The sequence below is a fragment of the Marinobacter sp. C1S70 genome, assembly GCF_000475355.1.
Classification (GTDB): domain Bacteria; phylum Pseudomonadota; class Gammaproteobacteria; order Pseudomonadales; family Oleiphilaceae; genus Marinobacter; species Marinobacter nauticus.
In genome coordinates this window covers 217,108-230,808 of record NZ_AXBW01000073.1, presented here as the reverse complement: position 1 = coordinate 230,808, position 13,701 = coordinate 217,108, and the positions used below count along the sequence as shown (strand labels likewise).

Here is a 13,701-nt window from a genome sequence, read left to right as displayed (position 1 = left end):
GACTGCCGTGCCGGTTCAGTGGTTGCCGGCTGGCGCCTGCGTTGAGGACGACTCTTCCTCGTTGCCGTATTCATCGGCTGCCGAGCCATGGTGATCCCGGGCCAGCAGAATGTAGAATGCTGGCAGCACGAATACCGTAAACAGGGTGCCAATGCCCAGGCCGGCACTGATGGTCAGGCCGATGGCAAACCGGCTCTCGGCACCCGGGCCGATGGCAATCAGCAGAGGCACCATGGCGAAGATCAATGCCAGAGAGGTCATGATAATCGGGCGCAAGCGGATAGCCGCCGCCTCGATGACTGCATCGACCTTGTTCAAGCCCCTCTCTTTCTGCAACTGATTGGCGAATTCCACAATCAGGATGCCGTTCTTGGAGACCACCCCGATCAGCGTAATCAGCCCCACCTGTGTGTAGATGTTCATGGTGGCAAAGCCCAGTACGATGAACGCCATGGCCCCGGCTACCGACATGGGAACCGATACCAGAATGATGATAGGGTCGCGCCAGCTTTCAAACTGCGCGGCCAGGACCAGATAGATCACCAGCAATGACAGGAAGAAGGTCACCATCAGAGCGCTGCCCTGGGTGGCCAACTGGCGGGTTTCCCCGGTGTAATCGTAGCTGAAACCCTGAGGGAAGACGTCGCTGGCGGTTTGCTCCATAAACTCCATGGCGGCACCTGCCGCCACGCCCGGCATCACCACGCCCTCCAGGGTCAGCGAGTTTTGCTGGTTGAACTGGGTGCGGTTCGACGGCTCTACTTCCTCGGTAAAGCTGACGACGCTGGACAGCGGCACCAGTTCGCCATTGCCGGCACGGATGTAGTAGTCCTGCAGGGCTTCCTTGCTCGGGCGGAACTGATCATCCACCTGCGGAATCACCTGGTACGACCGGCCTTCCATGTTGAAGCGGTTGATGTAGCCGCCACTGAGCATGCTGGCCAGGGACTGCCCAACATCCTGCATTGACAGGCCCAGATCGGCCACGCGATCACGATCAACATTAATGCGGGTAACCGGCTTGTCGAAGTTGATGGACTTCTTCAGGAACATGAAGTTACCGCTCTGCATGGCCTTGCCCAGCATTTCATCCGCCACCTGGTCCAGCTGTTCATAGCTGCCGCCGGTGGTGATGACAAACTGGAACGGCAGGCCGCCGCCGGAGCCGGGCAGGGACGGCCGGGGGAATACCGCGGTCTGCAGCCCGGTGACCTTTTTCAGTTCGGCATCCAGCTTGGGCTGAACCTCGAACTGGGTAATCTCCCGCTCGCTCCAGGGCGCCAGCTTGAAGCCACCGAAGACGGCGTTGGGGCTGGTGATGCCCAGAATCATGAAGTCTTCGCTGTAACCCGGCACCTCAGACATCCGGTTCTGCACTTCCTGACCGTGGTCGTACAGGTAGTCCAGGGTGGAGGTCTCGGGCCCCAGGCCTTGATAGAACAGGATGCCCTGGTCTTCGGTGGGGGCCAGTTCGTTCTGACTCATCATCAACATGAAGTAGATGGATCCAAGTACCACAAAGGCGAAGAACACCACGACGGACTTGGTTTGCATCAATGACGCCAGCGCTGCCTTGTAACCGTTTGCCAGACCGTTGAAGCTCTTTTCGACAACCTTTTCAAAGCGGCCCGGGTCGCCGTGGGGTTTGAGGACCTTGGCAGACAGCATGGGTGACAGGGTCAGTGCAACAATACCGGAAATGACCACTGTGCCGGCCAGGGTGAAGGCAAACTCGGTAAACAGTGAGCCTACGAGACCTCCCATAAAGCCGATGGGCGCATAAACCGCAACCAGGGTGGTGGTCATGGCGATGATTGGGGTGGCCATTTCCCGGGCACCGTTGATGGCAGCATCGAACCGGGATTCGCCCTGTTCAATATGCCGGTGCACGTTTTCCACCATGATGATGGCGTCATCCACCACCAGGCCGATGGCTAGCACCATGGACAGGAGCGTCAGCAGGTTCAGGGAGAAGCCGAACATCAGCATGACAAAGGCGCCACCGATCAGGGACAGCGGAACCGCTACAGATGGCACCACTGAGGCTCGAACCGAACCCAGGCACAGGAAAACCACCACCAGTACGATGATCATGGCTTCCAGCAAGGTCTGGATAACCTCGTTGATGGAATCGTCGATAAAGTCGGAAGCGTCGTAGGCCAGGCGTACATTCAGGCCGCTGGGCAACTGACTCTCGATATCCGGCAGTTCTGCCTTGACCAGTTCAGCCACCGTCAGCGGGTTGGCTCCTGGTGCCAGTTCAATGGCCACATAGGTGGCTGGTTGGCCTTTGTACAGCGCCAGGCTGTCGTAGGTCTGGGAGCCCAGCTCCACCCGGGCAATGTCCTGCAGGCGGATCAGAGTGCCGTTTGACTGTTTAACCACCAGGTTCCGGAAGGCGTCCGGGTCGGCGATGTCGGTGTCGCTGGTCAGGCTGACCTCGGTGTACTTGCCGCGGGTCTTACCCACCGCGGCCTGATAGTTGTTGGCCCGCAATTTGGCAGCCACCTCGGCCGGGGTCATATCCACGGCGGCGAGACGCTCCGGGTCCAGCCAGATACGCAGGGCAAACGTCCGGCCCAGCAGTTCAGCCTTGCCCACGCCGGCCAGCGCCTGCAGCTTGGGCTGCACCACCCGGGTCAGATAATCGGTAATCTGGGGGACATCCAGCTCGGTGCTGTAAAAGGCAATGTACATCAGTGCCGTGCTGTCGCCGGTTGTAGAGGTAATCACCGGGTCCTCGGCTTCCGCCGGTAACACGTTGCGCTGACTGGCCACCTTGGCCTGGATCTCTGCCAGGGCATCGTTGGCGTCGTAGTTCAGGATCATCTTGGCCTGAATGGTCGATACGCTCTGGGAACTGGTGGACGTCAGGTAATCAATGCCGCTGGCTTCCGCAATGGCCTGCTGCAGCGGAGTCGTGATAAAGCCCTTGATCAGGTCCGAACTGGCGCCGGGGTAAGCCGTGGAGACGGTCACCGTGGTGCTTTCCAGCTCCGGATACTGCCGGATTTCCATCTCCATGGCGGCCCGCGCGCCGATCAACAGGATCAGCAGGCTGACCACCGTGGCGAGAACCGGCCGGTGGACAAAAATGTCGGTGAATTTCATTACTCAGACGCCTCCTGGCCGGACTCGTCCTGGATTTCAACACGCTGGCCCGCGCGCAGCCTCAGCAGGCCCTTGGCGACGACCGTTTCGCCTTCTTCCAGACCGGAAAGCACGGCTGAGCGGCCATCACGGACTTCGCCCGTGGTGACGGTGCGGCGGCTGACAATCAGTTCACCGTTGTCGTTTTCTTCAACCACATACACGAAATTGCCGTAGGTGTTGTAGGAAATGGCGGTGCGCGGCAGGGTAACCACTTCATTGTCCCGGGGCTGACCGGTCTGAATGGTGGCAAACATGCCGGGGCGCAGCAGGTTTTCTTCATTATCCAGGGTGGCGCGTATACGCACGGTACGGGTTTCCGGGTTTACCGAGGTGTTGATAGCGCTCACCTCACCCTCGAAGGACTGGTCCGGCACAGCAGCGACCGTCACGGATACCGGGTAGCCCTGATCCACATCTGGCAGAAATTTCTCGGACAGGGTGTAGTCCACATAGATGGGGTTCAGCATGTTGATCTCGACGATCGGCGTGCCGGTGGCAACGTACTGGCCCTGATCCACCATGCGGATACCCAGCTTGCCGTCGAAGGGCGCGCGAATCACCTTCTTGTTGAGCTGAGCTTCGGCCTCGTTGACACGGGCTCGGGCGGCATCGAAATTGGCCTTGGCCTCATCATACTGGGACTGAGACACGGCCCGCTTCGGCAGCAGATCCGAAACCCGCTTGAATTCCTGTTCTGCCAGTTGGGCTTCTGCCCGCCGTGTGCGCAGCGCTGCTTCGTCGATGGCGGCATCCAGGCGCACCAGAACATCGCCTTTGTTGACGGTATCGCCGGACTCAAAGCCAATGCTCTCAATCACACCGGGCACTTCGTTGGCCACTTCGATGCCGTTGATAGCAGTGATGCTGCCGACAGCCTTGATCGCCGGCTGCCAGTTTTCGGTAGTTGCTTTGGTCACAGAAATGATGGCCGGCGGCTGTGGCTGGGACATCATTTCTTTCATCTGGCCGAACTGGTAGAACTTGTAACCAAAGATTCCACCCAGCACGACGCCGAGAAAAAGGAGAACGATGACGAAACGGGAAGCAGTGCGCATAAGTCTGTTCCTGGGAGTGAATTTCCTGAATCTGATAAAGTCGCCCGGAAGGGAAGGCTGACAGCTATCCTTGCAAATCAGGGCTCGGGGACAAAGTTATAGAACGTCAGTTCAATTTAACGAATAGGATGCTACAAAAGCTATTGCTATTTGTCACCCGTTTGCATTCATGAAGCAGTATAAATACTGCAGAATGATTACGCTGGTGTTTGGATGCCGGATTAGAGTAACAGCACCAAGTTGAGTGTCCAACTGGTGGACTAAAACCTGACAGAGATACATGCAATGCAACTGATTCTCGGCCTGGCCCTGGCTGCCGCTGTATTTGTGATCCTGAAAAAATGGGGCGCGCTGTCGCCGGAAGGGCAGAAGGCGGCAATCTGGAAAGTCATTCTGGTGGCTGGCGGTGTGCTGTTGCTGTTCATGGTGCTGACGGGCCGGGTGCATGTGATCACGGCCGGTATTGCCGCTCTTATTCCCCTGTTGAGAAAGGTGCCGGCACTACTGCGTTATGCGCCGATGTTTCGCAAGGCCATGGGCGATTCATCCGGTAATGACTCGACGCGCCATGCGAATGCCGGGGGCGATCGGGCTGCCACCCGGGGGCCAATGAGCACGCAGGAAGCCTGCGATATTCTGGGAGTTAACCCCGGTTGCTCCCGTGAGGAGGTGACCGCTGCCCACCGCAAACTGATGTTGAAGGTGCACCCGGACCGCGGCGGCAACGATTACCTGGCCGCCAAGCTCAATGAGGCCCGAGATGTCTTGCTGGGCAAGCGTAATCAGGCCTGATCAGGGCAGAATTTCCACTTTGACGTCGATGGACAGGTTTTCTGCACGCTTGCCGTTCACACGGTAGGTGATGCCTTGCTGCTCCTGATTCATGGAGCTGCGAGTTCCCCCGAGGCTGACCCATTGCCCCGGCTCGACCCGCCGGATGGTCATCAGGGCTTCGGTTTCGTAGCCGGGCAGTGCGGCGGGGTCTTCCTCAAAGGACACGATACTCAGCTCTACCGCCTGGCTCGAGATGGCCTGGGGGCTCACCACAAAGCCGCTTCGGGTTTCGACCTGCTGCAGTATGGCGGCGGGGTTGCGCCCACCCTTAACGGCAAATGGCAGGGTGCGCACATTGCCGGAGGTAATGTGGGCCGACTGGCCATCCTGCACAATAAGCTGACGCTCCCGGGTGGAATTGGTGCTGATGGTACGGCGCTCGACGCTGGCGCCGGCCGAACCGTTCGAAAGGGTGACGCTGCCTCCGGATTGTTTGCCCCCGATATCCTGACGATAGCGAACGCTGATCCTCATCTGTACCGGCGGTACATCCATCGATTGCACCAGCGTTCCGATTTCGTCCAGCAGTGTTGGTTCACCACGGACTACCAATTGCTGTCCGCGTGCCGTCACTGTAACCGGCGCCTGTTGGTAGAGTTCGCGAATCTGTATCGCAATATCGTCGGCCGTTCGGTTGTTCAGCTCATAGACCCTGGCTTCTGATTGTGCCCAGGCGGCGGTGGAAACCGTTAACAGAGCAAGAAACAGAACAGTCATCAGCGAGAGAACAGAGCGGTGCTCGGTGTTTCGCATGCAGGCCTCCAGAGCCATGACGGCCACGCCCGCATTAAATAATCCGTTTTGCGGGTTGCCATCGTTAAAACCGTAGGTATATAGTGAAAAGCATGAAGACCTTACACGCAGCCTGTCAATTGAATGTTCTGAAAGCTTTCGGTGAAAAACTGAAGGCCGCAGGCTCTGCTGTGTATTTTTGGTGGTTTGGTTATGGCTTTTATTTTAGCCAGAGCCCGGGCCGCCCATAAGATCTTCATCGACCGAATACAACGAGGAAGGCAGCCCGGCAAGCAACCCAGGCTGCCACCGGACTCCGAAAAGCCCCGACTGGTAGCCCAGCCGGGGCTTTTTTGATTCTGATACAGGGAAACGGGAACACAGACATGAACATGCCGCTGAAATCTGAAACACTGGATGCGCAAACCTCAAGCGCCTGCCAGCACCGCCAGGAAGCCAGATTGCCCACCGCCGCCGAGTTGCGCCAGCAGTTTCCGGCCGATGAGCAAAGGGTGCGGGCCATTGCCGGTTACCGTGATCAGATCCGCGCCGTGCTGCACGGTCAGGACGACCGCACTTTGATCGTTATGGGCCCGTGTTCCATTCACGACGAACAGGCTGCTCTGGACTACGCCACCAGACTGAAAGCCCTTTCCGACGAAGTCAGTGACCGCTTCCTGATTGTCATGCGCGCCTACCTGGAGAAACCCCGTACCACGGTGGGCTGGAAGGGCCTTCTGTACGACCCGGAGCGTACCGGCCAGGGCGACCTGAAACAGGGCCTTGAGCGTTCCCGCAAGTTGTTGCTGGCTTTATCCGAGCTTGGGTTGCCGCTGGCCACTGAAGCCCTGAGCCCGTTCATGATGGATTACCTGGGGGACCTGGTTAGCTGGACCGCCATCGGCGCCCGCACCACCGAATCCCAGATCCACCGGGAAATGGTCAGCGGCCTGCCCATGCCGACCGGTTTCAAGAACGGCACCGATGGCGGCATTACCGTTGCCAGCCACGCCATGAAATCGGCCTCGCACCCGCACCACCACATGGGCATTTCCCACAGCGGCGCCCCGGTAATGATATCCACCGCCGGCAATCCGGATACCCACCTGGTGCTGCGCGGCGGCCGGGGCGTGACCAACTACGATGAACTGAGCATTGCCAAAGCGGTGGTAGAGCTGGAAAAAGCCGGCGTGTCGACCGCTGTGATGGTGGACTGCAGCCACGACAACGCCTGCAAGCAGGCCGAACGGCAGGTGGATATCGCCCGGGAGGTGATGACCCAGAAGCGCAACGGCAACCGGCACATCAAGGGCCTGATGCTGGAAAGCTTCCTGGAATTCGGCCGCCAGGACGACGGCGAAGAGCTGGTCTACGGTTGCTCGATTACCGATCCGTGCCTGGGCTGGGAACAGACGGAGGCTCTGATCCGCTCACTGTAGACAACAGCAGCTGCCCGGCCAGCAGCACCAGAATTCCCCCCATGGCCCGGTCGAGCCAGTGTCCGAACCGGTTGAAACCCCGGCGGACACGGGGGTGGGTAAAGAACACCGCCACCATGGCAAACCACAGGCCGGTGGCCAGTGCCATATAGATGCCGTATCCGGCCTGCAACAGAACCGGCGTGCCCGGGTTGATGATGACCGAGAACAGGGACACGAAGAACAGGGTGGCCTTGGGGTTCAGGGCATTGGTCAGAAACCCGAGCCGGAACGCCGCCCAGCCGCTTTGAGCGTGCCCGCCGTTGGCCTGCACATGAACGCCACCGGGTTTGGCCCGCAGGCAGTGCCAGGCGATGTACAGCAGATAGACGGCGCCAATTACCTTCAGCACGGTAAACAGCATCACCGACTGCTGGATAATCAGCCCGATGCCCAGCAGTGAATAGCCCACATGCAGCAGAATACCGATGCCAATACCCATGGCGGTCAGCAGAGCATTGCGCCGGGCCTGGGTCAGTGCCTGGCGCAGCATGACCGCAAAATCCGGCCCGGGGCTGGCCACCGCCAACAGGTGTACCAGGGCAACGGTCAGAAACTCCAGCCAGTAATTCTGCACAGTCATTCTCCGGGTTGTTTGCACTTGTGATCAGGGTATTGCGCCCGCAGCCAGTAAGCACGGGGATTTTTTCTGTGATTCCCCTGTCAGCGGATAATAAGCTTTCTATACTTTACCGAAAGGCTCCTTAAGTTTAATAGCCCAAACCACCTGAAATTTCAGTCAGTCTCCAGGAGGCAGGATGGACAAGCGAGAAGTGGATGTGGCGGTTATCGGTGCAGGTACGGCGGGTATGGTCGCCTATCAGCGCGCCCGCAGGGCCACAGATCGGATTGTGTTGATTGAAGGTGAACAATACGGCACCACCTGTGCCCGGGTAGGGTGCATGCCCAGCAAGTTGCTGATTGCCGCTGCGGAAAGGGCCCATCAGGTAAGGCAGGCTGAACAGTTTGGTGTGCTTCCGGGCGATGTGCGTATTGACGGCCGGGCAGTGATGGCGCGAGTGCGTAAAGAACGGGATCGTTTTGTGGCACCGGTGGTGCGATCCATGGAATCGCTACCGGAAGAACATCGGTTGATGGGGCACGCCCGCTTTGTTGACAGCCATCGTCTTGTGGTCGGTGATCATACCGAAGTAACCGCAGGCCGTATTGTTATCGCCACCGGCTCCCGTCCCAATATTCCGGGCATTCTGAAAGAAGCGAAAGATCGACTGGTGGTCAACGATGACGTGTTCGACTGGCAGGATCTGCCGTCGTCGGTGGCGGTGTTCGGCCCGGGAGTGATTGGTGTTGAATTAGGTCAGGCACTGAGCCGGCTGGGCGTAAAGGTCCGCATGTTTGGCGTTAGCGGCGGCATCGGTGGTATTCAGGATGAAAAGGTGCGGGAGTATGCGCTGGACACCTTCCGTGAAGAGTTTGCCATCAGCCCAAAAGCGGAGACCCGGCGGGTTGAACGCATCGAGGAAGGTGTTCGCATCAGATGGAGCGAGGGCGGTGAGGAGCATCAGCAAACCTTTGATTATCTGTTGGCAGCCACCGGACGGCGACCAAACATTGATCACCTGGATATCCAGAATGCCGGCATCGAACTGGATGAACGCGGCATGCCGGTATTTGATCCTTTCACCCTGCGCTGCGGCGACAGCCATATCTTTATTGCCGGCGACGTGAACAACGACCGACCTCTGTTGCACGAAGCGGCAGACGAAGGCCGGATTGCCGGCGACAATGCCGGGGCCTGGCCGGAAGTCCGGACTGGCTTCAGAAAAACCCCCATGGCGGTGGTGTTCACCGAGCCCCAGATTGCCTCGGTGGGGTTGAATATCCACCAGGTAGATGAACGTTGCCAGGGCTGTTTTGCGGTTGGTGAGGTGTCATTCGAGGATCAGGGACGCAGCAAGGTTATCGGCAAGAATCGGGGGCTGCTTCGAGTGTACGGCGAGCACGGCAGTGGCCTGTTCATGGGCGCCCAGATGTTCGGACCTGCTGCGGAGCACATTGCCCATTTGCTGGCGTGGTGCGTGCAAAAGCGAATGACCGTGAGCGAGATGCTGGAGATGCCGTTTTACCATCCGGTGATTGAGGAGGGGCTGCGAACCGCAATTAAAGACCTGAGCAAGAAACTCCGGATAGGCCCTGAGCCAGGGGAGGGTTGCATGGATTGCGGGCCGGGTGTGTAGCTTTACCCTCCGTCTTTGACAGAGGGCAAGCCATTAAAGCGTATTTTGCCCTAGATTCATGGCATTGGCGGTTGTATTCCGCTGATGCCGTGCCCATATCTTTTCATGGAAGAAGTAAGCAACGGTGTTAATGGCCGGTTCGACCATCGCGATCAGGCTGCCGATCAGAATGTCTCCGGTCAGCAGGAACGCGACGGTAAAAGCCACCGTAAAGTGGGTAATCGCGAAGGTGATCGTTTTCAGAAACGACTGATCGCCCTTCGAGCTGTGATTGTGAACAAACAGTTTCAGGGTACTCATGGAATTAACTCCGCGTGATGAATGCCTATAACCCCATTTAAGGACAAACGAGAATTGTTTCCAAATAGAAAGTGACATTTTTCTCGATAGGGTTCAGCTATGATTTTAGGGTTGGTGATATAAGTTTCTGCTATGAGCGATATTGAATACCCAAACTTTCGTTCTGACACTGAGCTGTCATACAGTAGCTGTTAGATGACACCCCAAAACGAATCAGGAGGTTCAACATGGGCAAGAATTTTATTGGTCTCGACACAGACAAAACCCAGAAGCTGGCAGATGCACTGAACGAACTGCTCTCCAACTACCAGATTTTCTACATGAATGTGCGTGGCTATCACTGGAACATCAAGGGTGACAATTTCTTTGAGCTGCATGCCAAATTTGAAGAACTCTACGATGACCTGCTGCTCAAGATTGATGAAATTGCCGAGCGGGTTCTCACCCTGGGCCATCGTCCTGCACACGCCTACAGCACCTACATTGAAAAGTCCGAAGTGCCGGAGCGCAAGGACGTATCTGATGGCAAAGAAGCGGTGGGTAACATCGTCGAGAGTTTCGGTAAGCTCATCGCCAAGCAGCGTGGCCTGCTGAACCTGGCCGGTGAAGCAGAAGATGAAGGTACCGTGGCACTGATGAGTGACTACATCTCTCAGCAGGAAAAAACGGTATGGATGTACCGGAGCTACCTGGGCCAGTAAGTTCCGGCTGATGCTCCGACTTTTCCCCGGCCCGGCATCGGGCCGGGGAGTTGTCACAGAAACGTCACTGCACTGTCACTTTCCTTTCCCGCGTTCGTCACGTCTGTCGCCTAGCCTTCTTTGCTCTTGCATCATTAAATAAGCAAAGGAGCCCGCTGTGCCCAAGACATCGCACCCATTTCAACTGTCATTGCTCGTTCTCGCTGTGAGCGCCGTGCTGGTATCCGGCTGTAATTCCTCGGACAACGATGATGACCTGGCAACGGAAGCTCAGGTCACTGGCCTGACGCTCGAATTCGCCGGTCGATACAGCACCGGACAGTTTGACGAGTCTGCTGCGGAAATCACGGCGTTTGACCCTGCCAGTCGCAGGGCGTTTGTGGTTAATGCCTTGTCCGGGGCTGTGGATGTGCTGGATATGAGCGACCCGGTCAATCCAGCCAAAATCGACACGCTGACAGTTGCTGACATTGCCGCTGATGCGGTGGTTAACAGTGTGGCGGTGGCAAACGGGCTCGTTGCGGTTGCTGTTGAATCGAATCCGAAAACTGACCCCGGTTATGTTGCGGTATTTGGAGCTGCAGACCTGCAGCTGCGTGACAGTATCCAGGTAGGTGCGCAGCCGGATATGGTGACCTTTACGCCGGATGGGCAATATGTCCTGGCAGCAAACGAAGGCGAGCCAAGCGATGACTACCAGATCGATCCGGAAGGGTCGATCAGTGTGGTTGATGTTTCCAATCCGGGGAATCTCACGGTACGGACAGCCGATTTTCTGGCCTTCAACAGCCAGGATGGCGCCCTGAAGGCATCGGGTGTTCGAATTTATGGCCCGGGGGCCACCGTGGCCCAGGATCTCGAGCCGGAGTACATCACCGTCAGTGCCGACAGCCGCACCGCCTGGGTGTCATTACAGGAGAACAACGCCCTGGCGAAGCTGGATATCGATACGGCAACGGTCACCGATATTCTGCCTCTGGGCTTCAAGGATTACGGTGTTGAGGGGCAGGGTATTGATGCCTCGGACGATGACGGCGTCATCAATATCCAGAGATGGCCGGGTGTGGTGGGTATCTACCATCCCGATGCCATCACCAGTTACCAGGCAAATGGTGAAACCTTTATCGTGACGGCCAATGAGGGTGATGCCAGGGCCTGGGGTGAAGATGACGCCGACTACTGGAATGGCGACAGTTCCAAGGGCTTTGTCGAAGAGTTGCGGGTTAAACACCTGGTCCACCCGGATGGTTTTGCTCGCCGGGTTGGTGATGATATGCCACCTCAATTGACTGCGCTGGCCGAAGGGGCGCTGCTGAATCCTGAGGTCTTCGATTACTGCGGTGCCACAGCCGGCGCAGCCAATGCCTGTCGTGATGACGACCAACTGGGAAGGCTCAACATCAGTTGGGTGCAGGGTTACCGGGTTGCAGAAAATGGTGATCCCGTCATGTTCAACGCGTCGGGCGCAGAGGACCCTGACGGCACCCTCCTGATGTATGACACGCTGTACTCCTATGGCGCGCGTTCTCTGGCAATCTGGAATGAGGACGGTGAGCTGGTATGGGACTCCGGTGATGCGATCGAGCAGTTCCTTGCCAGTGACGAGTGTCGTCTGGGTACGGATCGCTCTATTCCCTGCGCAGACCACTTCAACTCCGCCCATGACGAGGGCATGGCGTTCGATTCCCGGTCGGACGCCAAAGGTCCGGAACCTGAAACCGTGACCGTGGCGACGTTCGGCAATAAAACCTTTGCCTTCCTGGGCCTGGAGCGCATGGGCGGTATTCTGGTCTACGACGTAACGGACCCGGCCAGTCCGGTTCAGGTGGATTACCTGAACACCCGTGACGACTGGACCACTGTCGACACGGCTTCAGTGCTCGAAACCGCAGGCGATCTGGGTGTAGAGAGCATCACAGTGGTATCCAGTGATGATTCGCCGTCCGGCGAGCCGTTGCTCATCACTGGCAACGAAGTCAGCGGTACCACGGCGATCTACCGAGTGAAACTTGAGCTGACTGATTAATTCAGCTCCCTGAACAAGAAGCCCCGTCTTTATGGCGGGGCTTCTTGGTTTATTCAGGCGTGGTACCTGCAGAGGCTTCATGAAAACGACATATAGCATTAACAAATCGTTCATAAACCATCGCCATAGTGTCCTCACGAAATTCAACACCCGATCAACAATGATCACTGATGGAGAAGAACGTAATGAAAAAGCAATTGCTGGCCCTGGCTATTGGTTCCATGGTTGTTGCGCCGTCTGTAGCACTGGCTGACAAGGGACCGACTGTTTACGGTAAAGTGAACGTCTCCTACGAAAATCAGGATAACGGCAACGATGATCAGTGGGAGCTGGAAAGCAACTCTTCACGGGTCGGTGTGAAGGGTGAGCTGGATCTGGATGTCGACAACGTTGTTGCCATTTACCAGGCCGAGTTCCAGATCGCTGTTGACGACGGTGACAACAGTGGTCAGACCTTCTCCCAGCGCAACATCTACGGTGGTTTCAAACACGCGAACCTTGGCACCCTGATCGCCGGTAAGTTTGATTCCCCGTTCAAGAAATCCCAGGGTAAGATTGACCAGTTCGGTGACCTGCGCGGCGATATCAATGAAATCGTCGGTGGTTCCGAGCGCGTTAGCAACATCATCCAGTACTCCACACCGAAGCTGGCCGATGCGATTACCCTGAACCTGGCGATGATTCCGGGTGAGGGCAGTACTGTTGGCAATGATCGCCGTGATGGTGTTGGTGATGGCTTCTCAACCTCTGCGGTATTTGATAACGGTACCATCTACGCGTCTGTCGGCTACGACTCTGAAATCAAGACTGATCTTGCTGATTTCGGTGGCAACGATACGCTGGTTGATGCTCTTCATATTGCCGGTATGCTCAGCATCGACAATTTTGAGGTGGGCGCGCTGTTCCAGCAGTCTGAAAACTCGGATTCAGCGGTAGATGGCGGAGATTTTGAAGACACTACCTACATTGTAAGTGGTGCGGTGAAACTGGATCGCTGGAAGCTTAAAGCCCAGTATGGCATGACCGATATGGATACTTCAGACGATGACCTCACGCTGATGGCTGTTGGCGCTGACTACAAAGTTGCCAAGAACAGCAAAGTGTTTGGCTACTACGCTGCGGTTGAGGCCGATAAGGGCGCTCGAGACGACAGTACCTTCGGTATCGGCTTTGAGCACAAGTTCTCTATGTAAACGCCTTTGATTTAGCGTCTATCTGCCGGGG

At 57.1% G+C, this 13,701-nt stretch carries 11 protein-coding genes; 6 read left to right on the top strand and 5 right to left on the bottom strand.

Annotated features, from left to right (window positions below):
- Positions 1 to 15: 15 nt before the first annotated feature.
- Both Q669_RS16470 and Q669_RS16465 read right to left on the bottom strand, forming a co-directional pair.
- Positions 16 to 3,111: an efflux RND transporter permease subunit gene (locus Q669_RS16470; protein ID WP_022993129.1), complete on the bottom strand. Its 3,096-nt coding sequence runs from the start codon at positions 3,109 to 3,111 to the stop codon at positions 16 to 18.
- Complete coding sequence (locus Q669_RS16465) at positions 3,111 to 4,208, bottom strand: efflux RND transporter periplasmic adaptor subunit (protein ID WP_022993128.1); 1,098 nt, start codon at positions 4,206 to 4,208, stop codon at positions 3,111 to 3,113. Before Q669_RS16465 ends, Q669_RS16470 begins: the two co-directional genes overlap by 1 nt.
- Positions 4,209 to 4,493: 285 nt before the next feature.
- On the opposite strand from Q669_RS16465, the gene Q669_RS16460 reads away from it, so the two are divergent.
- On the top strand, positions 4,494 to 5,000 hold the full coding sequence (locus Q669_RS16460) for a DnaJ domain-containing protein (protein WP_022993127.1): 507 nt from the start codon (positions 4,494 to 4,496) through the stop codon (positions 4,998 to 5,000).
- Here Q669_RS16460 and Q669_RS16455 read toward each other — a convergent pair whose 3' ends face one another.
- Positions 5,001 to 5,795 carry a secretin N-terminal domain-containing protein gene (locus Q669_RS16455; protein ID WP_052000834.1) on the bottom strand — a complete coding sequence of 265 codons (795 nt, stop codon included), beginning with the start codon at positions 5,793 to 5,795 and terminating at the stop codon, positions 5,001 to 5,003.
- Positions 5,796 to 6,160: 365 nt separating this feature from the next.
- Between Q669_RS16455 and Q669_RS16450 the strand changes: the two genes are divergently transcribed.
- Positions 6,161 to 7,213: a 3-deoxy-7-phosphoheptulonate synthase gene (locus Q669_RS16450; RefSeq protein WP_022993125.1), complete on the top strand. Its 1,053-nt coding sequence runs from the start codon at positions 6,161 to 6,163 to the stop codon at positions 7,211 to 7,213.
- On the opposite strand, the gene Q669_RS16445 is transcribed toward Q669_RS16450, so the two are convergent.
- Entirely contained in the window at positions 7,158 to 7,835 is a 678-nt protein-coding gene (locus tag Q669_RS16445; protein ID WP_022993124.1) for a LysE family translocator, read from the bottom strand. The genes Q669_RS16450 and Q669_RS16445 overlap by 56 nt on opposite strands.
- A 175-nt stretch (positions 7,836 to 8,010) precedes the next feature.
- Between Q669_RS16445 and Q669_RS16440 the strand changes: the two genes are divergently transcribed.
- On the top strand, positions 8,011 to 9,450 hold the full coding sequence (locus Q669_RS16440) for a dihydrolipoyl dehydrogenase (protein WP_022993123.1): 1,440 nt from the start codon (positions 8,011 to 8,013) through the stop codon (positions 9,448 to 9,450).
- A gap of 33 nt (positions 9,451 to 9,483) precedes the next feature.
- Here the strand turns inward: Q669_RS16440 and Q669_RS19145 are convergent, their stop codons facing one another.
- Positions 9,484 to 9,750: a DUF2061 domain-containing protein gene (locus Q669_RS19145; protein WP_014422763.1), complete on the bottom strand. Its 267-nt coding sequence runs from the start codon at positions 9,748 to 9,750 to the stop codon at positions 9,484 to 9,486.
- A 227-nt stretch (positions 9,751 to 9,977) separates the two neighbouring features.
- Between Q669_RS19145 and Q669_RS16430 the strand changes: the two genes are divergently transcribed.
- The 3 genes from Q669_RS16430 to Q669_RS16420 all read left to right on the top strand — a co-directional run bounded on the left by Q669_RS16430 (position 9,978) and on the right by Q669_RS16420 (position 13,670).
- Positions 9,978 to 10,451, top strand: coding sequence for a Dps family protein (locus Q669_RS16430; protein WP_014422762.1), 474 nt, complete (start codon positions 9,978 to 9,980; stop codon positions 10,449 to 10,451).
- A 157-nt stretch (positions 10,452 to 10,608) separates the two neighbouring features.
- Positions 10,609 to 12,477 carry a choice-of-anchor I family protein gene (locus Q669_RS16425; protein WP_022993122.1) on the top strand — a complete coding sequence of 623 codons (1,869 nt, stop codon included), beginning with the start codon at positions 10,609 to 10,611 and terminating at the stop codon, positions 12,475 to 12,477.
- Positions 12,478 to 12,662: 185 nt separating this feature from the next.
- Positions 12,663 to 13,670, top strand: coding sequence for a porin (locus Q669_RS16420; RefSeq protein WP_022993121.1), 1,008 nt, complete (start codon positions 12,663 to 12,665; stop codon positions 13,668 to 13,670).
- Positions 13,671 to 13,701: the final 31 nt, after the last annotated feature.